Genomic DNA, 22,460 nt, shown 5'->3' with positions numbered 1-22,460 from the left:
TTAGCAAATTTTTAAGTTAACTGATGCAAGAAAAAACTGCTCCACTAAAATCACGATTCCCCAAGAGCGTCCCTTACATTATTGGCAATGAAGCCGCTGAACGTTTTAGCTTTTATGGCATGCGTTCCATACTTACCCTTTTTTTGGTAAAACAATTCTTCAACCCTACAGGTGATCACGCGTTAGCTCAACAGGCTGATGCCCACGCCAATAAACTAAACCATTTATTTGTTATGGTGGCCTACGCTTTGCCATTTGTAGGCGGCATGGTGGCCGACTGGTTTACCGGTAAATATAAACTCATCCTTTATATTTCCGTGGTATATTGCTTTGGCCATCTGTTGCTGGCAATGTTTGATACAAGCCTTAGTGGTTTTGAGATAGGTATGCTTGTTGTCGCTATCGGTGCCGGCGGTATCAAATCATGTGTTTCGGCCAACGTAGGCGACCAGTTTGATGCCAGCAATCAGGATTTGCTCTCAAAAGTTTACGGCTGGTTTTACTTTAGCATCAACGCAGGCTCTATGTTATCGACAATTGCTATCCCTGTTATTTACAAATATTACGGCCCTAAATGGGCTTTTGGTGTTCCCGGAATATTAATGGGTTTGGCAACTGTGATATTTTTTATGGGCCGCAAAAAGTATGTGAAGGTGCCTCCGCAAGGCGTAAACCGAAATAACCTGGTGTTTATTACCTGGTATGCACTTACCCACCTAAGTAAAAAGAAACCCGGCCAATCATTACTTGATATTGCTAAAGAAGAATATGATCCGGAACGCGTTGAAGGAGTTAAAGCGGTATACCGTGTAATTTCTGTATTCTTTTTTGCGCTGGCGTTTTGGGCTGTTTGGGACCAGTGCCTTTCAGAATGGACGCTTTATGCTGAAAAAATGGATCGAAACATCAACCTCGGTTTTACGTCGTTCAAGATTGAACCGGGTTCAATGTCTACATTTAATACCATTTTCCTTTTACTATTCATACCACTTTTTAACTATGTAATTTATCCCGGTTTAGATAAGATCGGACTGAAAACAACACCTTTACGCAGGCTTGGCGCCGGCTTGATCCTGACAGCTTTATCCTTTGTAGTTATCGGTTTTACACATGTTAGCATTGATCATGGGGGCTCACCATCAATGTGGTGGCAAGTATTGGCCTTTTTAATATTATCGGCTGCCGAAGTATTGGTATCCATAACCGGTTTGGAATATGCTTATACCCATTCTCCAAAATCAATGAAAAGTACCATGTCAGGAATCTGGTTCCTGGTTGTTTCGTTTGGAAACCTGATCACCGCCCTTGTTAATGGGCTTATTGAAGACGGCGGCTGGTGGGCTGAAAATCTTAAGGGCGCTAATTACGAGTGGTTTTTTGTGGCTTTTATTGCTGTGTTCATCATCATATTCCTGATTGTTTCGCCACGCCTTAAAGAAAGAAACTACATTACAGACCCTTACGTGGAAAACCAGGTTATTGCCGACACCAATAACCTTTAAAATAATACCTCAAAAAACAGGATTGCACAAGCTTTCCTGTTTTTTTGTTTTGATGCTCTGTAAATTGATTATTTTCGCACCTTAAACATTTAATACTGTTCAGTGCCAGACAGCATCGTAATCATACCCACCTATAACGAGAAGGAAAATATCGAGCGGATGATCCGCAAAGTATTCTCCTTGCCTCATGATTTTCATATCCTGATCATTGACGACGGTTCGCCCGATGGTACACCGCAGATAGTAAAAAGTTTGCAGGCCGAATATGAGGGCAGCCTTTTTATAGAAGAGCGTGCCGGTAAACAGGGATTAGGCACCGCCTATATACATGGTTTTAAATGGTGTATAGCCCGCCATTACGACTATATTTTTGAGATGGATGCCGATTTTTCGCATAATCCGGATGATCTGTTGAAATTGCGGCAAGCCTGTATTGATGGCGCCGACGCCGCCGTAGGCTCACGTTACGTCACCGGCGTAAATGTGGTAAACTGGCCTATGAGCAGGGTGCTGATGAGTTATTTTGCCTCAGTTTATGTGCGTTTTATAACCGGGATGAAGGTGCAGGATGCCACGGCCGGCTTTATGTGCTATAAACGTAGGGTATTAGAAACAGTAAGGCTGGATAAGATCAAGTTTGTTGGCTACGCCTTCCAGATTGAGATGAAGTACACCACTCTTAAACATGGTTTTAAGCTGGTTGAAATCCCCATCATATTTACCGACCGTACAGCCGGTACCTCCAAAATGTCTACCCGCATTTTCCGCGAAGCATTTTTAGGCGTAATCCAGATGAAGATCAACAGTATCTTCAGGAAATATCCGGAAGGATGATTTGATTTCGGATTTGGGAATTTTGATTTCGGATTTATTTTTGATTAGTCGGAATGAATTCGGGATCATTTTTTTTTGTAAAGATTTTAAAATAAACATCCGAAATCGAACATCCGAAATTCGAAATCAAAAATAAATACTAATTTCGTTGGCAATGAATGAGCATCTCGATCCTGAACGCGAACGCCTCAGTCCCGCCGAACGTGATATTGAAAAAGTATTACGCCCGCAGCAGTTTGAGGACTTTACCGGTCAGCATAAAATATTAGCCAATTTAAGGATCTTTGTACAAGCTGCCCGCCAGCGCGGTGAAGCGCTTGACCATGTGCTGCTGCATGGCCCTCCGGGTTTGGGTAAAACCACCCTATCGCACATTATTGCCAATGAAATGGGCGTAGGTATAAAAATCACCTCGGGCCCTGTTTTAGATAAGCCCGGCGATCTGGCGGGTTTGCTTACCAATCTTGAAACCGGGGATATCCTTTTTATAGATGAAATTCACCGTTTAAGTCCGCTGGTTGAAGAATACCTGTACTCGGCGATGGAGGATTTCAAGATAGATATTATGTTGGAGAGCGGCCCCAATGCCCGTTCGGTACAAATTTCGCTTAATCCCTTCACACTGGTTGGTGCTACCACCCGTTCGGGCTTGCTTACCGCGCCTTTAAGGGCCAGGTTTGGCATCAACTCGCGCCTGGAATATTATGATGCCAAACTGCTTACCACCATAGTACTGCGTTCGGCATCGATATTAAAAACCCCCATTACCGATGAAGGCGCTTACGAAATTGCCCGCCGCAGCCGCGGTACCCCGCGTATTGCCAATGCATTACTTCGCCGCACGCGCGATTTTGCCCAGATCAAGGGCAATGGCAAAATTGATACAGAGATTGCCCAGTATGCACTTAATGCCTTAAATGTAGATAGTCACGGCCTGGATGAAATGGACAACAAGATCCTGACTACCATTATTGATAAGTTTAAAGGCGGCCCTGTAGGTTTAAAAACTGTTGCAACGGCCGTTGGAGAAGACGAGGGCACAATTGAAGAGGTTTACGAACCGTTTTTAATACAGGAAGGCTTTTTAATGCGTACGGCCCGCGGACGTGAAGCTACTGAAGCTGCCTACAAACATTTAGGAAAGATAAAGCTGGGAGGAAATCCATCGTTATTTTGATATAAACGTACACATCGCCACCAATCATGAAAACCAAATTAAAACTACTGCTCACTACAACTACGCTCTTTTTAAGCAGCATAACCATTACATCGGCACAAACAACACCGCCGCCACCGGTTACCGCACCTGCCCCAGCTACTTCAATTACGTTGCCTGCAGATTCAGTTAACAAGGCAAAAAAAGACACCGTACCCGTAGTACACAAACCCGCCCCTACACTAAAAGTGGGTATTATGGGCTTAAACCATGACCATATCCACCTGATATTAAGTGAATACCGCAAAGGCAATGTAAATATCGTAGGCATTGCCGAACCAGATAAAAAACTTTGGGAAAAATTTGGCAAAGCATATAACCTGCCCGATTCCCTGTTTTTTGACGACCTGAAGAAAATGTGCACTACCCGCAAGCCTGCTATTGTATTAGGCTATAACGCAGTTGGCAAACACGTGGATATTGTAGAAACCTGCGCTCCCTTAGGTATCTCTGTTATGGTTGAAAAGCCATTAGCCGCCACCCTTGAACAGGCTAAACGCATGGAGTTTCTGGCACTTAAATATTACGTTAAAGTGTTAACCAATTATGAAACTACCTGGTACCCTTCGTTCCAGGATGCTTACAATACCGTTAAGCTGGATAGCGTAGGCATGATCCGCAAAATGGTAGTACATGACGGTCACCAGGGCCCGCGTGAGATTGGCTGCAGCGAAGACTTTCTGAGCTGGCTAACAGATCCTGTATTAAACGGTGCAGGCGCCCTGAATGATTTTGGCTGCTATGGCGCCGACCTGATGACCTGGCTGATGAAAGGCCAGCGCCCAATAGCAGTAACCGCCATTGCAAGGCATTATAAACCCAACGTATATCCAAAGGTTGAAGATGACGCCACAGTACTGGTTGAATACGCCAACGCCACCGGGCAAATTGAAGCTTCCTGGAACTGGCCTTTCAGTATTAAGGATATGGAGATTTTCGGTGCTAAAGGTTATATCCATGCCTTTGACAAGGATAGCGTTGAAATAAAAGTTAACAACCACGTAAGGGGTTATAAAGCAGCGCCCCTGGTATCACCTGCCGATGCGCCGGTAGCCTATTTTACCGCTGCATTGCAAAACCCGCTCAAACACCCGGATGACCGCTCCTCATTAAAATACAATATGATAGTGATGCAGATCCTGGATGCTGCTAAACGTTCGATAAAAGAAGGCAGACGCATAGTGCTGTAATCTGAAATTAACACCATAAATTACATCCCTGCAATAATTTTTCCATCAGGAAATATGTTGCGGGGCTTTTTATTTTAGCAACCCTGATATTTTCCTATCTTAAATTGATAATTAAATTTATTTACAATAAAAGATAGGGTGTTATATAATTACTAATTTAGCGACCGTTTAAAAATGAATGAAAAACCAACCTATAATATGATAAAACAAACGTTAGCCATGCTGGCCCTTTGTGCTTTCGGCGCTGTTTCATGCCAGTCAAAGCCATCAGATAAATCAACTTCTACAGCACCTGCTGTAACTACACCGGCAGCCGCTAATGCCGCAGCTCCGCAGGGCGATGCTGCCGCCATTTTAGCCCGCAAACAGGTACCTATCCTTTGCTATCACCAGATCCGCGACTGGAAACCTACCGATTCAAAAAATGCGAAGGATTATATAGTACAGGTTGCTGCTTTTAAAGAACACATTAAAATGCTGGCCGATAGCGGTTATCACACCATACTGCCCGATCAGCTTTATGCATACCTTACCAAAGGTGCACCACTGCCTAAAAAGCCGATCATGCTTACGTTTGATGACACCGATCTTGACCAGTTCACCATTGCCAACCCTACCCTTAAAAAGTACGGTTTTAAAGCGGTTTATTTTGTAATGACGGTATCATTAGGCCGCCCGCATTACATGACCAAAGAGCAGGTAAAACAACTATCTGCCGAAGGTAACGTTATCGCCAGTCACACCTGGGACCACCACCGTGTTGACCGTTACTCACATACGTCTACCCTCAAGATCATCGGTAAAAATGGCAAAATAACCAATCGCCCGGTTGACGACTGGGTTACCCAAATTGAAAAACCAACAAAGACACTGGAAGAGATCACCGGTAAAAAAATGGATTACTTTGCTTATCCGTTTGGCATCTGGAACAAAGCTGCCTTGCCCGAGCTAAGAAAACGCGGGTTCAAAATGGCTTTCCAGTTAGCTGATAAACGCGATCAAACGGATCCGCTGATGACCGTACGCCGTATTTTAGATAGCGGTTACTGGAGTGCCAAAACTTTAAGCAACAGTATCAGGAATAGTTTTTAGCCCCCCGCCCCCTAAAGGGGAGGTTCGGAGAATATTAAACAAAAAATGCCTTACTCTTTAGTAAGGCATTTTTTGTTATCGCAATATCAAGATAGGCAATATGCCAAGCAAGAACTCCCCTTTAAGGGGCCGGGGGGGCTACAAATCCTCTCCTGCCGGGCCCTGGCCTTTGTTTGATGACGGCATTTTGCTGATGTCCTTTTCATCGGCCTTTAAATGAACTATTTCGGCTATTATGGTATCGTCGCCGGTATTTTCACCCAACTCATCATTGTGCAGGTCTGAATCATCATTATTCATAGCTGCTGCTTTATCTATTGTTTCCATAATGGTTATTTATTTAATTCCCGTTACCCATTTTACGGCTTCGTCCAATTCCTCCAGCTTGTAGCCAGCAAATTTGCCCGGTAAAATATATTTAAACAGGTGGCTAAACTCACGTACCCCATCCTGGTCGGTCACTACGGCCACTTTGTTCCACCGGGTAAAATATTTAAGGCCCAGCCTGATGTTACCGCACCAGGCACCTGCAGTAAAATTTTTAATTTTAGTTTCCAGTATTAATAAAAAGTTTATCCGCCCGGTTTGTTTCACCTGTTGCTCAAGCAATGGCCGTAAAGCCTTTTCATAATCTCCAATAGTAACGTGGCCAGCCGCATGCATTCCTAATACATGCGCCGGCAAGTATCTTATATGCTCAAGCATGCTATAAATTTATTTTTTAATCAGATACAAAAACTGCACCAATAGTCAATTTATAGCAACACAGGGTAAATAATAATAACGAATAATGTACTGATACAAGTATATCATGCCTGATAAAACATATTGAAGAACGTGCCGGGCACATAGCGATTTCAATTTATACTATCTTTGCACAAATGCAGCAAAACAAAGCCACATACAGTCAACTCATTAAAAACGAGGCGCAAAAGCTTGGCTTTTTGTTTTGTGGTATAGCCAAGGCAGATTTTTTGGAAGACGAAGCCCCCCGCCTTGAATCCTGGCTCAATAAAAACATGCATGGTGAAATGGCGTACATGGAAAATCATTTCGATAAGCGTCTTGATCCGCGCTTACTGGTTGATGGCGCTAAATCGGTTATATCGTTGGGCATTAATTATTATACCGATCGGCACCAGGACGATCCCTTGGCCCCCAAAATATCCAAATATGCTTATGGCATTGATTATCACACAGTAATTAAAGATAAGCTCAAACAATTGCTGCAAATCATCAATGACACAATAGGCGAAGTAGGTGGCCGTGCCTTTGTTGATTCGGCCCCGGTGCTGGATAAAGCATGGGCACGTAAAGCAGGCATGGGCTGGATTGGCAAAAACAGTAACCTGCTTAATAAAAAAGCCGGCTCGTTCTTTTTCCTGGCCGAACTGATCATCGACCTTGAATTGGAATATGATATAGCCCCCACGGCCGATCATTGCGGCACCTGCACCAACTGTATCGATGCCTGCCCTACCGATGCTATCGTAGGCCCTTACGTGGTTGATGGCAGCCGCTGCATCTCCTATTTAACTATCGAGCTTAAAAACGAAATCCCGCAGGGATTTAAAGGCAAAATGGATAACTGGATGTTTGGCTGCGACGTTTGCCAGGACGTTTGTCCATGGAACCGCTTTTCGGTGCTTAATACCGAATCGGCCTTTACTCCCCACCCCGATCTGCTGCACCTGAAAACCGCCGACTGGCAGGATATTACGCAGGATGTTTTCCAAAAAGTATTTAAAAACTCGGCTGTTAAGCGCACCAAATTCAGCGGGTTGAAACGGAATATTGATTTTTTGAAAGGTTAAAAAGGTTAAAAAGGTTAAAAAGGTTAAAAAGGTTAAAGTGGAACGAATCCATGAAGCCTGGGTTTCAGAATATTATTAACAAAAAACCCCTGCATAATAACTGCAAGGGTTTCAATAAAAAATCCTGAAAATCCTTTAATCCTAAAAATCAAGGTTCAGACAGACTTAATCAACCCTTTTTAAACTTCAAAGCTAACTGGGCCAGCATATCATCATTAACCGGCTGGGCCGGTTCATCTTTCTTTTTAAAAGGTTTGTTTTGATACTGTTGATTTTTAGTATGATCGGGCTTCGTATATTCCTTTTTTTGATACTCAGGTTTAGGAGCAGGGGGCTGTTGATCCGCCGGCTTTGGCTGGGCTGCTTTATTGGCCTGGCGTTCGGCTGTTTTTTTGGCGTTCCAGCGGGTGTAGATCTCTTCAAGCTTACGTTTGGTATACAGCGGAAAATCGCCCTGCATCATCCATGAATAATAGCTTGGCTCGGCGTTCAATACATCCTCCACACGTTTACCTTTATGCTTGCCAAAGTTTATCAGCTCCTCACCCTGGTCATTGTAAACCATACGGCCTGCAAAATCAACCGGCTTGCTCAAATTGGTAAACACATGCAACGCTTCAACATCACCAACAACAGGAACTATCTTGTTACCTTTTTTATCTTCCCACTCCACGTTTTCATAACGCTCAATCTGCGCCAGTAAAACTTCCATGGTGGCGCGGGTATCAGCCTCGGCCGAATGTGCATTTTCAATTACTTTATTACAGTAAAACTGGTAAGCAGCCTTTAAAGTACGCTGTTCCATTTGGTGGAATATATTTTGCACATCAACAAAATGACGCGCATCTAAACTAAATGACACCCCGGCGCGTAAAAACTCTTCCATGAGCATTGGGATGTCAAACTTATTTGAGTTATATCCGGCCAAATCACTATCGGCAATAAAATCGGCAATATCCTGGCCAAGTTCTTTAAATTGCTTCTCGTTCAGTATATGTTCGTCATAAATGCCGTGCACCAGTGATGACTCGAGGGGAATAGGAATGCCCGGGTGAACACGCCATGTTTTCACTTCCTCGCTGCCATCAGGGTTAAGCTTGATAACAGATATTTCAACTATACGGTCGGCACCGATATTGGTACCAGTTGTTTCAAGATCAAAGAAGGCCAGCGGGCGTTTTAATTTTAATTTCATTTGTCAGAGTTCAGAGATGCAAAGGTCGCAAATGTCCTAAAATTAATCAGCAGAATAAATTTTTTAATTTATTTAATATATCAATTTATTATTTAATTTGATTATCCCTAATTATCACAATTTGTATGAACAGATTTATTCTTATTCTTTTGATTTTTATCGGCTTATCACATTTAGCCATAGCCCAGGATTTTGAGACCGGGATCACCGACCCGGAGATTGAAATGGCCAAATATGATAAAGAACCGCAAGCTAATGCTGTTTTTTTAAACGAGTTTGGCAATACCCGCATAGATGAATACATGGACCACATCAGGCTCATCCATACGTATCATGCCAAAATTAAAATATTTACCAAAGAAGGGCTTACCCACGGCACCATTGAAATCCCGATACATAATGGTGATAATTCCTATGAGGAGGTTAACAATGTTACCGGTTTCACCTATTATAAAGATGATAACGGTATTATCCAAAAGGCCGAGCTGGATCCTAAAAAAGTATTTACCGTTAAAGACTATAAATATGGCAGCACAGTAAAGTTTGCCCTGCCTGCATTGCGGCCGGGTTGTGTTATTGAATTTAAATATGAACTCATTTCGCCTTATTGGGACCATTTCAGAGGGTGGACATTCCAGGATGATATCCCTAAGGTAAACTCACAATATGAAGTGCATATCCCCGGGTTCTGGACATTTAATGCCTCATTGCGCGGAGCGTTGAAATTAACTAAAAGCAATTCGGAAGTTGAGCGTGAATGCTTCTCATCGGGAGGTTCAAAAGCCGATTGCTCGCATATCACTTACAACATGAAGGATATTCCGGCATTTGTTGATGAGGATTATATGACCGCCCGTAAAAACTTTTTATCAGCCATTTACTTTGAGCTGGTTGAGGTTACCAATCCTTATACCGGAGTTAAAACCGTTGTAACCAAAGAATGGAGCGATGTTGACCACCAGCTAAAAATAGCTGATGAATTTGGCGTACAGCTAAAACGCACCAGCCTGCTCAAAGAGCGGATAGCCCCGGTCATTGCGGGTAAAACAGATGATCTTGATAAAGCAGAAGCCCTGTATACCTGGATAAAAAGCCAGATAAAATGGAATGACTACATTGGCATTTACAGCACCGACGGTGTTAAAAAAGCGCTGGATACCCATGCCGGCAGCATTGCCGATATCAACCTTACACTTATTACAGCGCTTAGCGCAGCCGGTCTTAATGCCGAAGCAGTAGTACTTTCAACCCGTGACCATGGCATGGTGAACACCCTTTATCCTGTACTTAACGACTTTAATTATGTAATAGCCCGTTTAACTATTGGCGATAAAACCTACCTGCTTGACGCAACCGACCCATTGCTTTCATTTGGTTTACTACCTCTTAAATGCATCAATGATAAAGGCAGGGTGATCAGCCTTAATAAACCATCGTACTGGATAGAATTAAGCACGCAGCAAAAAGCGGCCACTACACGGATGTTTGATCTTACGCTACTCGATAATGGTAAATTAAAAGGCACTATAACCAATTACTACAAAGGTTACGATGCCTACGAAAAACGTAAAGCCATTAAAAAGTTCAATACTGTTGATGAATATGTTGAAGATTTTGATGAGAAGCAACCGAAATTAAAAGTACTTAAATCAGATATTGTAAATCTCGATAGCCTTGAAAACCCGCTAAGGGAAACTTTTGAGGTAGAGATAGAAGCTTTTGACAATACCAACCACGATAAACTTGCATTTAACCCTTACTTTTGGGAAAAACGTACTACCAATCCATTCAAACTGGCCGAACGTGATTACCCTGTCGACTGGGCTTTTGCTTCAGACAAGAGGTTGGTTTTGGTAATGCATCTACCCGTGCAATACATGGTTGAAACTCCGCCACAGACAGTGGCCTTTTCGTTGCCAAACAAGGGCGGCATGTTTGCTACCACATTTGAAAGCCAGGATAATAACACCTTCACTTTTTCAAACATTACCCAATTCAACAAATCGGTTTATGATTCGGCCGAGTATCCTTATCTTAAGGAGTTATTTAATAAGATCATCCTTACCGAAAAGGGAGATATGATCTTCAAGAAAAAATAATGAAAGCATTTTTAACTACACTGTTTATATTTTCGGCAATAACCTGCGTAAAAGCGCAGGTTAACTATGACGTTTCACTAATTCCCAAAGAATTATTACCCTACGCCAGTTCGATTGTACGCGACGAGGAGGTTATCGTTGAGGTTAAAGATCTTGACAACACCCTTTGCCATGTAAAAAAAGCCATAACTGTTTTTAATAAAAACGGCGACGATGATGTTGAAATAGCAATATGGCATGATAAAAGCCGCATTATCAAGGATATAAAAGGTATAATCTACAACCAGTGGGGCAAGCCTACGGGCAAGTTTTCGGAAAGCGATTTCGATGATGACAGTAATCACGATGGTTTTTCGCTTTTTACCGACCTGAAGATCAAACATTACCAGCCCAGGGTAGCTGAATATCCATACACCATAAGTTATGAATATGATATCCGGTCAAAACAGTCGCTTGATCTTGACAACTGGTACCCTATCAGCTCGGAAGGCATCGCAGTTGAAAAAAGTTCTTATACGCTGATCTGTAAACCCGATTTCAAGATTAAATACAAGCAAACCAACTTGCCTGTTAACGTAATTACCGGCACCAACAAGCAGGGACAGCAAACATATAGCTGGCAGATCAGCAATCTTAAAGCTTTAAAATATGAGCCATATAGCCCCGTTTACAGGGCTATAATGCCAAGCCTCAAAATAGTACCGGAAAAATTCATGTACCGCGGCATCAGCGGCTCCTTTACCAACTGGAAACAGCTTGGCCAGTGGCAATACGATAAGCTTAACGCCAGCCGTCAGCAATTACCGCCGGAAACCGTGGCAAAAATGAAGGAGCTTACAGCATCCATAACTGATCCTAAAGTCAAAGCCCGCAAAATATATGAGTATATGCAGGGCAAAACGCACTATATCAGCATACAGGTAGGAATTGGCGGTTTACAGCCTTTCCTTGCCTCAGATGTCGATGCGCAAAATTATGGGGATTGCAAAGCATTGGTTAATTATACACAGGCCTTATTAAAAGCTGTCGATATTGAATCTTACTATTGCGTTGTGCATGCCGGTAGCTCAAAAGTAAACTTGCTGCCCGATTTTGCAAGCTTAGACCAGGGTAACCATGTTATCCTGTGCCTGCCCTTTAAAAATGATACAACCTTTGTAGAATGTACCAGCCAGAACATACCTTTTGGCTTTTTGGGCGATTTTACCGACGACCGTACGGTTTTGGCCTGTACACCCCAGGGTGGTAAACTGATGCACACGCCCAAATACACAACCCAGGCCAATCTTGAACAACGTAAAGCCACGTTTACATTAAGCGCCAATGGCGGACTTTCAGGTACAATGGTAACCAATTTTAAAGGCACCGATTATGAAGACCGTGACCACGTGATCTACGAGTCGAAAACAGAACAGATCAAAGACCTGAAAAAAATCTATCCCATCAACAACCTCGAAATTGAAAGTGCGGACCTGAAACAATTTAAGATTGAACATCCTTATACCTCCGAAACTTTAAAAATTGCGGCCACAGACTATGGTTCAATATCCGATGGAAAGATAGTTTTCATGGCCAACCCGGCTAATCGGATAAGTTCGCCGCTGCGTGAAGTACGCAATCGACATAATGATGTTTATATTAATCGCGGATATACCGATGAGGATGAAATAACTTATACCTTGCCTGCAGGCTATAAAGTTGACATGCGGCCCAAAAAAGTAAGTATCGAAAAATCTTTTGGAAAATTTGAATCAAGCACAACAGTAAATGGCGATAAGCTGATCTATAGCCGCAAGCTGCAGCTTATTGATGGCACTTACAGCAAGGATACTTACCAGGAATTGGTTGACTTTTATCAGTCAATAGCCGATGTGGATAACGATAACATTACCCTGATTAAAGGTAACTAAATATCACAATGCCGAGGATAATGCCAAGCACCATGATCACATAAAGCATAATCTCGGTGCCTGCGAACTGCTTGTATTTAGTCCAGAATGAATAATCTTGTTTTTTGCCGGCCATGATGCAAAATTATTGAAAATTACAGCACAAATCAGCTCTAATTTTCACGAATTACACGAATGCGATTTAACCAGATATTCTTGTAATTCGCAAAAATTCTTCTAGAATTCGTGTTATTTAATTCATGCTGGTGGGCACGTTTTCAATAGAGCCGGCTCTCGAAAAGTATTTATATAAAGATGGATCACGCAGTTTAACGATGATAACCCCACGGCGTGAGCTGGCATGTACTACATAGCCGTTTTGAAGATAAACCCCAACATGGCTAAACTGCTTGCCATCGAAATCGAAAAATACCAGGTCGCCTTCCTTTAGCTCATCCTCATATTTTCGTTTGATGACGGAGATCTGCTTGCTGGTCATGCGTGGGATGGTGATGCCATAAACCTGCTGTTCCAGCAGAAATGCCAGGCCGGAGCAGTCAATACCATCTTTATCAAGTCCGCCAAATCTATAGGGCGTTCCCATCCATTGATCGATGAAAGCATAAAGACGGCCGTTTTGGATCTCCCCCCTGTCTACCCCCATAATTTCGGAGTATTTTGAAGCGATATCAGGCGAAGGGTTAACCACTTCACCCGGCTGGCCGCGCATAGCGGCCTTGCGCGAATGACATGAGCTTAATATGAAAGGGGAAAGGAAAAATATAAACAAATAAAAACTACGGCGCAGATATAGGCTCATGAAGTAAAATTAGCTTTAAAGTTTATTGAGAAGATACAGATGTTTTTAACATATTAACATGGTGAAGAAGTCGGGAAGTCCGATGTCCGAAAGTCCGGAAGTAAAAAAATCTATGACTTTTTAAAGCTTTTGACTTTCGGACTTTACAGACTTCCCGACTTTCGGACTTACCAATTAACTTTTCACCACCCTTTGGATCTCATCCAGCTTCATAAGGGCCTCAACTGGAGTAAGCGTATTTACATCAAGGTTATTCAGCGTGTCTCGGATCTTTACCAGTACAGGGTCATCTATCGAAAACATCTGCATTTGTACAGCTTGTTTCTGCACCTTACGGATACTTTCTTTAATATGTTCGCCGCCTGTACGTTCGTTTTCCAGTTTCTTTAGGATCTCGTTGGCGCGGGTCAACACTTTTGAGGGCATCCCGGCCAGTTTAGCTACGTGGATCCCGAAGCTGTGTTCGCTGCCCCCCGGCACCAGCTTACGTAAAAATATAATCTGCTGCCCAACCTCTTTTACCGATACATTAAAGTTTTTAACCCGGTTAAATGAGTTGCTCAATTCATTAAGCTCATGATAATGTGTAGCAAACAGGGTTTTAGCCCTTGCAGCAGGGTGGTTATGCAGGTACTCGGCAATGGACCAGGCAATGGAAATACCATCGTAGGTTGATGTACCCCGGCCGATCTCATCCAGCAGGATGAGGCTTCTGTCGCTCAGGTTATTGAGAATGCTTGCTGTTTCGTTCATCTCCACCATAAAGGTCGATTCGCCGGATGAAAGGTTATCCGAAGCCCCTACCCTGGTAAAGATCTTATCAACCAAACCTATCGATGCGGCTTTAGCCGGCACAAAGCAGCCCATCTGGGCCATCAGTACTATCAAACCGGTTTGTCTTAACAAAGCCGACTTGCCCGCCATGTTGGGGCCGGTAATGATGATGATCTGCTGGGTTTCCGAATCAAGATATACGCTGTTGGTAATATACTCCTCGCCTATCGGCAGGTTCTTCTCAATAACCGGGTGGCGGCCGCCTTTAATATCAAGCACCTTGCTTTCGTTTATCTCGGGCTTAACGTAGTAGTTTTTAATGGAGATGGTTGCAAAGTTGAGCAGCACATCCAAACGGGCTATCAGCTGGGCATTAAGCTGGATAGGTTTAATATACTCAGCAAGCGAATACAGCAGGTCATTATATAATTGTGTTTCAAGTGCGAAGATCTTTTCTTCGGCGCCTAAAATCTGTTCTTCGTACTCCTTAAGCTCGGGGGTAATATAGCGCTCCGCATTTACCAGCGTTTGCTTGCGGATCCATTCGGTGGGTACTTTATCCCTGTGGGCGTGGGTAACCTCCAGGTAGTAACCAAACACGTTATTAAACGATACTTTAAGTGAGGGGATGCCTGTTAATTCGGCCTCACGTTTCTGGATCTCGAGCAGGTAACCTTTACCGCCGAAGGCAATCTTACGCAGCCTGTCGAGCTCCTCATTAATGCCCTCGTTCATTACTGAGCCTTTTGCCAGCATTACCGGCGGCTCGGGGTTCAATTCGCGTTCTATCTTTTCGCAAATAAATGCGCAGGGATTAAGCTGTTCGCCTATCGCCCGCAAAGGCATACTTTCCGAACCTTCGGCTATGCGTTTGATCTGTGCTATGGCTGTTAAAGCCTTCTTTAATTGGCAAACCTCGCGCGGGTTGGCTTTTTGCAGGCCAATCTTGGAGATCAGCCTTTCCAAATCGCCTATCTGGCGCAGGTATTGCAGTAATTCTTCGCGCAGCTCCTCCTTGGCTATCAGATATTCAACCACGCCGAGCCTGTCATTAATGGCTTTGATCTGCTTTAGCGGCATCACTATCCAGCGGCGCAGCAAACGTGCACCCATGGGCGAGCAGGTATGATCAAGCACATCAACCAAAGTCAAGGCGTTTTCATTAGCCGAGCCAACCAGCTCCAGGTTACGGATACTAAACCTGTCGAGCCAAAGGTACCTATCCTCCTCGATCCTGCTGATGGCCGAAATATGCCCCAGGTTACGGTGTTCTGTTTCATTAAGATAATGAATGGCGACGCCTGCTGCAATTATGCCTAAATTAAGTTTATCGATGCCGAAACCTTTGAGCGATTTAACACCGAAATGCTTGAGCAGCGTTTCATTGGCGTAATCGCCGCTGTAAGGCCATTCATCAAGGGCATAGGTGTAAAAGCGGTCGCCATAAGTATCTTTAAAATCGCGTGTACGGCTTTTAGGATAGATCACCTCGCTGGGCGAAAAACTTTGCAGCAACTTATCAATATAATCGCTGTTGCCCTGGGCGGTCATGAACTCGCCGGTTGAGATATCGATCAGGGCAATGCCTATCGTATTTTTTTCAAAATGCAGCGAAGCAAGGTAGTTGTTGCTCTTTTGATGCAGGATGTTATCATTAGTGGCCACACCGGGAGTAACCAGTTCGGTTACACCGCGTTTAACAATGGTTTTGGTAGTTTTAGGGTCTTCCAGTTGATCGCAGATGGCCACACGCTGTCCCGCACGCACCAGTTTAGGCAGGTAAGTATCCAGCGAATGGTGCGGAAAACCGGCAAGCTCAATATGGGTGGCTGCGCCGTTTGCCCGGCGGGTAAGTACGATGCCTAAAATACCGGCAGCCTTAACGGCGTCTTCGCCAAATGTTTCATAAAAATCGCCCACCCTAAACAGCAGTAAAGCACCAGGGTACTTTACTTTGATAGCATTATATTGCTGCATTAAGGGGGTTTCTTTGGTAGTATCTTTAGCCAAGCGGTTACTCCTTCTGTTAATCGGGTAAAGTTAATGCATTGGCAGGGGTTTTAGGGTAATGTTGAAAATTTGGGGCAGTGTGGATATATAACGATAACAATTTCTTTAGCGTTTGATCAATATTAGGCCGTTTTCAATTAAAACTGAAAAATCAGTTGTATAACTGAAAAATAAGTTACACATTTGATTATGGAGGAATTGACCAAAACAGAAGAACGTATCATGCAGATTTTGTGGGACCTGAAATCGGCATTTGTTAAAGATATTATTGAAAACCTGCCCGATGATCCCAAACCGCCATACAATACTATATCGTCGGTAGTGAGATTACTGGAAACCAAAAATTATATTGGACATAAGGCTTATGGTAAAACCCATGAATATTTTCCGCTTATCAGTAAAGCTGCCTACCGCAAACATTCTTTCACCAAGCTTTTCACCAATTATTTCGATGGTTCGGCCGAATCATTATTATCATTTATGATAAAGGAAGAAAAGCTTAAAGAAGATGATATAGAAAGTATCAGGGAGTTTATCAATAAACAAAAGTAATATGGCGTTATTCCTATTTTTAAGTAAGGCAACCGCCTGCATGGGTATTTTCTATTGCCTCTATTACGTCCTGCTCAGGCGGTTAACTTTTTTCACCCTAAACAGATGGTACCTGCTATCATCGCTTTTGATAAGCATAGTTATCCCGGCAATACACTTTGAAGTACACCGTCCACTCCCCTTTCATACCTCCTTACCCATCGAAACAAAGCTCCCGGTAATTGTGGATTATAACGAGTTTGACAGTACAACCATACATGCGGCTACCGGGCATATCAACATTCAACAGTTAATACTATACGCCTATCTTATTATCTGCGCTGTTCTGCTCGTCAAAATATTAACCGGCATAGCTGTTATTATTTATAAAGCTATGCATCAGGGACAAAAAAACAATGGCTTTTATCTTATCACAAACGCTTCTAAAAGCAATTCATCATTTTTTAATTTTATCTTTTTAAAAGATGAGCTAATAACCAGTAGTGAGAAGGAACAGGTATTGGCACATGAACTGCAACATGCCCGCCTTGTACATTCAGCCGATCAATTATTTACCGAATTATTAAAGGCGTTTTTCTGGTTTAACCCTTTTATATATTTCATAGCTAAAGAGTTACAGCAGGTACATGAATTTGAGGTAGACAGAGAGCTAACTTCTGTATATCGGGCTAATGAATATGCGCATCTTATACTCAAACTTTATAATGCACCAACATCGGCGATAAGCAATCAATTTAGCGCCTACAGGGTAAAAAAACGCATCCAAATGCTATTTCAGGCACATTCATTGGCAAAGTTTAAATTTAGGTACCTATGCACAATTCCCGTTATCACCCTCCTGGTTTACCAGTTCAGTATTGAGAAATCATATGCCTCAACCCAAATAGATGGTCTGTTTACGCTGGTGCTCGACCCCGGCCATGGCGGCTCGCAAAAAGGAGTTGCTTGTGGCCAGGTTTATGAAAAAGACATTACGCTCGCGTTAGCCCGACAAATCAAATTACTTGCTGAACAACGTGGCATTCACACCCTGCTTACCCGCGATAATGACCGCGATGTGGAGTTTAAAGACAGGGTATCACACAAAGGTGATGTTTTTGTGTCCCTTCATATTAATGCCGCCCCTGCGGGACCAATGCAGCAAAATGCAAACGGTATTGAAGTTAAAGATAATCCGCAGGGCCAAAACCATGGCTTATCGGCGAGGGTTGCAAACCAGCTTAAAAACAGTTTCAGACAGCTTAGCGGCATTAATACAAACGACAGCACTTTTGCCAAACCTGGGCTTTATGTTTTACGGAAAAACACTACGCCTGCAGTTTTAATTGAATTTGGCTATGCTACCAACCCGCATGATCTGGAGTATATACTTAATGAACAGCACCGTTATGAACTGGCACAAAAATTTGTAGATGCCATTGTAGCCTACAACGCCGCAAAACAGAATTAAGGGTAAGCAGCCCTACTAATCCAAATTTTTAATTACCATTATGAAGCAGTTTTTACTGGCTTTATGGCTATCCCTTTGCCTAATTAAAAGCGTTAGCGCCCAAAATGTTGTGGCGAACGGTACTGTTCATGATGATCAAAATGCCCCCGTTGAACGGGCAACAATCAGCTTGCAACAGCAGGGTTCGGAAAAAATATGCTGCAACGCCATCAGCGATAGTTTGGGGAATTTTCAATTAGTTGTAAGCGCCAACGCTACTTATTTACTTACCGTAACCCATTTGGGCTATGCTCCCTATACTTTAAAGGAGTTGAATATCGACCCGGGGGGCAGAAACTTCAAACTGCCCGCCATCAACTTAAAACCTATTGCCGGGCAACTAAAAGAAGTGCGTGTTTTATCGCCACCAAAAAACTATATCGAACACAGGGCAGACAGAGTTATCATAAATGTAGGAGCGCTGATCGGTAATAACGGAACAAATGCTATTGACGTATTAAATAATGTGCCGGCGGTACTTGTAACAGATGATGGCATTAGCCTGCGTGGCAAGGAAGGTGTGGTTATTTACATTGACGATAAACCAAGCTACCTGACCGGCAAAGACCTTTTGAATTATTTAAAAAACCTACCCTCGGGCACGCTTGATAAAATTGAGATCATGGCTAATCCGCCGGCCAAATACAATGCTGAAGGCACGGCAGGTATTATTAATATTAAAACCAAAAAAGGTAAAACCAAGGGGTTTAACCTTAACCTGAATATGGGTTATCTGCAGGGTATTTATTCAAGGAATAATTCGGGCATTAATTTTAATTATAAGGTAGATAAATTTAACATATTCGGGAATATAGCTTACTCATCCATTAATAATTTTTATGATGCGAAACGTAACAGGCAATTTCACTATCAACAGGGTTCCAACGGGTTAGTAATGGAACAATTTAATACTGAAACAAGCAATACCAAAAGTTACAACTATCAGTTGGGGTTTGATTATGATATCGATCATCATAACAGCATAGGCGCTATAGTGTACGGAATGATCAGCCCTTATATTGAAAATGGCCTCTATTCAACAGCATTTAAAAGTACTAATGTGGCAGATTCTATGATCAGCACCACGAGTTTGCTGCATTATACTACCAGGAATAATACCTTCAATTTAAATTTCCGCCACCGTTTCCCGGCCACAGCGCAGGAACTTAACATCAATACCGATTACTTACATTATTCAACCAACCCATTACAAGTTATTAACAGCAGTACCCGATTGCCCGATCAAACCTTAACAGGCAGCTACATCCTCAATACCTTTAATCCGTTTGATACAAAAGTGTTTGGTGCAAAGGTCGATTTCGATAGTCAATTATCCACACATATCAAAATATCGGCAGGGCTGCAAGCTACCTATTCCGACAGGAACAGCACCGGCAAGTATCTGTATACCCTGGCCGATAAAACATTTCCCAACGATTCACTCAATGGCCGCTTCGGTTATAGTGAAAACATAAACGCGGCTTATATCAACTTTCAACAAACTACAACATTACTTGATCTGCAAATCGGGTTACGATATGAAAACACCTACGCCCGAACAAACCACCAGGATGCTGCTTTAGCCACTAACGCCGATGTTGTATATAATTACAATAATTTATTTCCTACAGCTTATCTAAGCTATAAGCTCGATACCGTCGCCGCAAACACGTTGATATTATCACTTGGCCGGCGCATTTCGCGACCTGGTTACAGCCAACTAAACTCATTTGTATTTACATTCGATAAGTATTCATCCAATAAAGGCAACCCAAAACTTGCGCCGGCTTATTCCAATAACTTTGATATCTCTCTTAACCACAGTAATAAAGTAACTATCGGGTTTGCTTATAGCCAAACCCACAATACCATTGCCCAGTATTATCAGCTCACAGGCTATGCACTGGCATTTATCCCTGTAAATATTGACAAAGCTACCGCGTACGGATTATATCTAAACCTGTCATTGCCGGCCACTCCATGGTGGAATATCAATTTGTACAGCGACATTAACCGAAACCACTATACCGGTGAGATTTTGGATGTATCGTATTTAAACAATTCTGTTACGACAGTAACCATCAGCGGCAACAACCAGTTTAAATTAAAAAAAGGCTGGGGCCTGGAGATAAATGGATCTTATCGCAATAACCTTACTTACGGTCAGGGTATATACCTGCCTATGTGGCATTTAAATGGTTCGGTTCAAAAAACTATTTTAAAAAACAAGGGAGCAATCACATTGACCGTACGTGATATATTTGATACCCGCAAGCTAAGGCGGCAGATTGAATATCAAAACGCTTATCTTACATCAACGAGCAATAGTGATAATCAGCTGATAGGCATAGCATTTACCTATAAATTAAACAAATCGGCATTAAGCAGGCCACATCATAGCAGTATCGGAACAGAAGCAGATAGGGCCGGCGCCAACTAAAAACAAAAATGAATTACAGACTTTTTATATTGATTTATTTACTGGCAACCGGTGCGGTTAGGGCTCAAACAATTACACCCAAAAGGGAGTTCCGGGGCGTGTGGGTTGCCACGGTCGAAAATATAGACTGGCCGCATAAACCGGCCGAAACTACTGAACAACAACAAACAGAATTATTGGCCATATTTGATGCCCACCAGGCTGCAGGTATCAATGCGATTATATTACAGGTGAGGCCAGCTGCCGATGCATTGTACGCTAAAAGCCGCGAACCATGGTCAAAATACCTCACCGGAAAACAAGGGCAAGCACCAGCTCCCTTATATGATCCCTTAAGTTTTGCTATAAATGCAGCGCACGAAAGAGGCATGGAACTGCACGCATGGTTTAACCCATACCGTGCCACTAAAGACGATAACTTTTCCGGGTTAAGTCCACACCACATCACGAATATCCGCCCCGGGTGGTTTTTTATTTACGGAGGGCAAAAGTTGTTCGATCCCGGTATTCCAGAAGTAAGGGAATATATTGTGCAGGTAATTCTTGATGTGGTCGACAACTATAATGTAGATGGCATTCATTTAGACGACTATTTTTATCCTTACCATATAGCAGGCCAGCAAATTCATGACCAGCAAACCTTTGCAAAATATGGGACCGGTTTTGCCGATATCAATGACTGGCGGCGCAACAACGTAAACCTGCTTGTGAAAATGCTTAATGACAGCATTCATCAACACAATCCGCGTATCAAATTCGGAATGAGCCCGTCAGGAGTGTGGGCTAATAAGTACCAAAACCCGAAAGGTTCAGACACACATGGAGGAGATTCTTATTATGAACTTTATGCCGATTCAAAAAAATGGGTAGAAGAGGGTTGGGTTGATTATATTAATCCGCAGCTTTACCGCCCTTTAAATGACCGCCTGGTACCGTTTGACGTTATGATTAACTGGTGGAGTGAACACACTTATGGAAAACATTTATATATCGGCCAGGCCCCCTATCGCATCATTGAAAACAAATTACCCGGGTTTAGAATCCCGTCGCAACTACCTCAACAAATCAGTTATCTCCGTAAAAATCCACGTGTGCAGGGCAGTGTTTACTTTAGCTCAAACTCCCTTATCAATAACCCACTTGGCTTTACCGATTCGTTAAAGAAAAACTTTTACCGTTATGCTGCCCTCCCACCTGTTATGTTATGGCGCGACTCTATCGCTCCCAACGCCCCCCGGCAACCAATAGCAAAGGCAGATAGCGGAAAAGTATTTATAACCTGGCAAGAGCCTGTAACTGCCAAAGACAATGAGCCGGTTTACGGATACGTAATATACCGGTTTAATGAGAACGAAGTTATAAATACCGACGATCCAAAATACATCATACACATACAATACAACCTGCAATGTACTTATGAAGATAAAGCCGCTAAAAAGGGCAAAACTTATCGTTACGTTATCACAGGCATTGATCGTATGAAAAATGAAAGTGAGCATTCTGAAATTGTAGATATTGCGGTAAAATAGGTGGGCACCGCGTTT

Annotated in this window: 18 protein-coding genes; 12 read left to right on the top strand and 6 right to left on the bottom strand. The window is 42.8% G+C overall.

Translation table 11 applies throughout. The features are described 5' to 3' along the window. Positions 1-23: 23 nt before the first annotated feature. From SNE26_RS04830 to SNE26_RS04810, 5 genes are all read left to right on the top strand, one after another. Positions 24-1,502, top strand: coding sequence for a POT family MFS transporter (locus tag SNE26_RS04830; RefSeq protein ID WP_321558235.1), 1,479 nt, complete (start codon positions 24-26; stop codon positions 1,500-1,502). 102 nt (positions 1,503-1,604) lie between these two features. After that, complete coding sequence (locus SNE26_RS04825; protein ID WP_321558234.1) at positions 1,605-2,336, top strand: polyprenol monophosphomannose synthase; 732 nt, start codon at positions 1,605-1,607, stop codon at positions 2,334-2,336. A gap of 154 nt (positions 2,337-2,490) precedes the next feature. Further along, positions 2,491-3,513 (top strand): Holliday junction branch migration DNA helicase RuvB, encoded by a 1,023-nt coding sequence (ruvB, locus tag SNE26_RS04820; RefSeq protein WP_321558233.1) that lies wholly within the window; start codon positions 2,491-2,493, stop codon positions 3,511-3,513. Positions 3,514-3,539: 26 nt separating this feature from the next. Then, positions 3,540-4,742 carry a Gfo/Idh/MocA family oxidoreductase gene (locus SNE26_RS04815; protein WP_321558232.1) on the top strand — a complete coding sequence of 401 codons (1,203 nt, stop codon included), beginning with the start codon at positions 3,540-3,542 and terminating at the stop codon, positions 4,740-4,742. Between the two features lie 198 nt (positions 4,743-4,940). Further along, entirely contained in the window at positions 4,941-5,834 is an 894-nt protein-coding gene (locus SNE26_RS04810) for a polysaccharide deacetylase family protein (protein ID WP_321558231.1), read from the top strand. Between the two features lie 138 nt (positions 5,835-5,972). Here SNE26_RS04810 and SNE26_RS04805 read toward each other — a convergent pair whose 3' ends face one another. Together SNE26_RS04805 and SNE26_RS04800 are read right to left on the bottom strand one after the other, a co-directional pair. Continuing rightward, on the bottom strand, positions 5,973-6,161 hold the full coding sequence (locus tag SNE26_RS04805) for a hypothetical protein (RefSeq protein ID WP_321558230.1): 189 nt from the start codon (positions 6,159-6,161) through the stop codon (positions 5,973-5,975). A gap of 9 nt (positions 6,162-6,170) precedes the next feature. Further along, the gene (locus SNE26_RS04800) at positions 6,171-6,539 is read right to left on the bottom strand and encodes an STAS/SEC14 domain-containing protein (protein ID WP_321558229.1); all 369 of its coding nucleotides are present in this window, start codon (positions 6,537-6,539) and stop codon (positions 6,171-6,173) included. Positions 6,540-6,715: 176 nt separating this feature from the next. Here SNE26_RS04800 and queG point away from each other — a divergent pair, with 176 nt between their 5' ends. Next, positions 6,716-7,648: a tRNA epoxyqueuosine(34) reductase QueG gene (gene queG, locus SNE26_RS04795; RefSeq protein WP_321558228.1), complete on the top strand. Its 933-nt coding sequence runs from the start codon at positions 6,716-6,718 to the stop codon at positions 7,646-7,648. 169 nt (positions 7,649-7,817) lie between these two features. Here the strand turns inward: queG and SNE26_RS04790 are convergent, their stop codons facing one another. Continuing rightward, positions 7,818-8,843 (bottom strand): exonuclease domain-containing protein, encoded by a 1,026-nt coding sequence (locus tag SNE26_RS04790; protein WP_321558227.1) that lies wholly within the window; start codon positions 8,841-8,843, stop codon positions 7,818-7,820. 125 nt (positions 8,844-8,968) lie between these two features. Here SNE26_RS04790 and SNE26_RS04785 point away from each other — a divergent pair, with 125 nt between their 5' ends. Beyond that, a complete protein-coding gene (locus tag SNE26_RS04785) occupies positions 8,969-10,942 on the top strand; it encodes a DUF3857 domain-containing protein (protein ID WP_321558226.1) in 1,974 nt (657 codons plus the stop codon). Next, positions 10,942-12,852: a DUF3857 domain-containing protein gene (locus tag SNE26_RS04780; protein ID WP_321558225.1), complete on the top strand. Its 1,911-nt coding sequence runs from the start codon at positions 10,942-10,944 to the stop codon at positions 12,850-12,852. The genes SNE26_RS04785 and SNE26_RS04780 overlap by 1 nt, the downstream gene beginning before the upstream one ends. On the opposite strand, the gene SNE26_RS04775 is transcribed toward SNE26_RS04780, so the two are convergent. The 3 genes from SNE26_RS04775 to mutS all read right to left on the bottom strand — a co-directional run bounded on the left by SNE26_RS04775 (position 12,839) and on the right by mutS (position 16,435). Beyond that, on the bottom strand, positions 12,839-12,967 hold the full coding sequence (locus SNE26_RS04775) for a hypothetical protein (RefSeq protein WP_321558224.1): 129 nt from the start codon (positions 12,965-12,967) through the stop codon (positions 12,839-12,841). The two genes, SNE26_RS04780 and SNE26_RS04775, sit on opposite strands and share 14 nt — an antisense overlap. 117 nt (positions 12,968-13,084) lie before the next feature. Continuing rightward, positions 13,085-13,651 carry a C40 family peptidase gene (locus SNE26_RS04770; RefSeq protein ID WP_321558223.1) on the bottom strand — a complete coding sequence of 189 codons (567 nt, stop codon included), beginning with the start codon at positions 13,649-13,651 and terminating at the stop codon, positions 13,085-13,087. Between the two features lie 174 nt (positions 13,652-13,825). Beyond that, a complete protein-coding gene (mutS, locus tag SNE26_RS04765; RefSeq protein ID WP_321558222.1) occupies positions 13,826-16,435 on the bottom strand; it encodes a DNA mismatch repair protein MutS in 2,610 nt (869 codons plus the stop codon). 189 nt (positions 16,436-16,624) lie between these two features. Between mutS and SNE26_RS04760 the strand changes: the two genes are divergently transcribed. Genes SNE26_RS04760 through SNE26_RS04745 form a run of 4 tightly spaced genes read left to right on the top strand, consistent with a single transcriptional unit; the run spans position 16,625 to position 22,445 of the window. Next, a complete protein-coding gene (locus SNE26_RS04760) occupies positions 16,625-16,987 on the top strand; it encodes a BlaI/MecI/CopY family transcriptional regulator (RefSeq protein ID WP_321558221.1) in 363 nt (120 codons plus the stop codon). Position 16,988: 1 nt separating this feature from the next. Then, positions 16,989-18,437: an N-acetylmuramoyl-L-alanine amidase gene (locus SNE26_RS04755; RefSeq protein ID WP_321558220.1), complete on the top strand. Its 1,449-nt coding sequence runs from the start codon at positions 16,989-16,991 to the stop codon at positions 18,435-18,437. Between the two features lie 40 nt (positions 18,438-18,477). Continuing rightward, entirely contained in the window at positions 18,478-20,916 is a 2,439-nt protein-coding gene (locus tag SNE26_RS04750) for a TonB-dependent receptor (RefSeq protein ID WP_321558219.1), read from the top strand. 8 nt (positions 20,917-20,924) lie between these two features. After that, complete coding sequence (locus SNE26_RS04745) at positions 20,925-22,445, top strand: family 10 glycosylhydrolase (RefSeq protein WP_321558218.1); 1,521 nt, start codon at positions 20,925-20,927, stop codon at positions 22,443-22,445. Positions 22,446-22,460: the final 15 nt, after the last annotated feature.

This window comes from Mucilaginibacter sp. cycad4 (genome assembly GCF_034263275.1).
GTDB lineage: Bacteria > Bacteroidota > Bacteroidia > Sphingobacteriales > Sphingobacteriaceae > Mucilaginibacter.
The sequence above is the reverse complement of the archived record's forward strand: the minus strand, read 5'-3'. Positions and strand labels throughout refer to the sequence as shown.

Coding starts and splice junctions, on each gene's coding strand:
- SNE26_RS04830 (WP_321558235.1), top strand. CDS start 24: ATGCAAGAAAAAACTGCTCCACTAAAATCACGATTCCCCAAGAGCGTC.
- ruvB (WP_321558233.1), top strand. CDS start 2,491: ATGAATGAGCATCTCGATCCTGAACGCGAACGCCTCAGTCCCGCCGAA.
- SNE26_RS04815 (WP_321558232.1), top strand. CDS start 3,540: ATGAAAACCAAATTAAAACTACTGCTCACTACAACTACGCTCTTTTTA.
- SNE26_RS04810 (WP_321558231.1), top strand. CDS start 4,941: ATGATAAAACAAACGTTAGCCATGCTGGCCCTTTGTGCTTTCGGCGCT.
- SNE26_RS04805 (WP_321558230.1), bottom strand. CDS start 6,161: ATGGAAACAATAGATAAAGCAGCAGCTATGAATAATGATGATTCAGAC.
- SNE26_RS04800 (WP_321558229.1), bottom strand. CDS start 6,539: ATGCTTGAGCATATAAGATACTTGCCGGCGCATGTATTAGGAATGCAT.
- queG (WP_321558228.1), top strand. CDS start 6,716: ATGCAGCAAAACAAAGCCACATACAGTCAACTCATTAAAAACGAGGCG.
- SNE26_RS04790 (WP_321558227.1), bottom strand. CDS start 8,843: ATGAAATTAAAATTAAAACGCCCGCTGGCCTTCTTTGATCTTGAAACA.
- SNE26_RS04785 (WP_321558226.1), top strand. CDS start 8,969: ATGAACAGATTTATTCTTATTCTTTTGATTTTTATCGGCTTATCACAT.
- SNE26_RS04780 (WP_321558225.1), top strand. CDS start 10,942: ATGAAAGCATTTTTAACTACACTGTTTATATTTTCGGCAATAACCTGC.
- SNE26_RS04775 (WP_321558224.1), bottom strand. CDS start 12,967: ATGGCCGGCAAAAAACAAGATTATTCATTCTGGACTAAATACAAGCAG.
- SNE26_RS04770 (WP_321558223.1), bottom strand. CDS start 13,651: ATGAGCCTATATCTGCGCCGTAGTTTTTATTTGTTTATATTTTTCCTT.
- SNE26_RS04760 (WP_321558221.1), top strand. CDS start 16,625: ATGGAGGAATTGACCAAAACAGAAGAACGTATCATGCAGATTTTGTGG.
- SNE26_RS04755 (WP_321558220.1), top strand. CDS start 16,989: ATGGCGTTATTCCTATTTTTAAGTAAGGCAACCGCCTGCATGGGTATT.
- SNE26_RS04750 (WP_321558219.1), top strand. CDS start 18,478: ATGAAGCAGTTTTTACTGGCTTTATGGCTATCCCTTTGCCTAATTAAA.
- SNE26_RS04745 (WP_321558218.1), top strand. CDS start 20,925: ATGAATTACAGACTTTTTATATTGATTTATTTACTGGCAACCGGTGCG.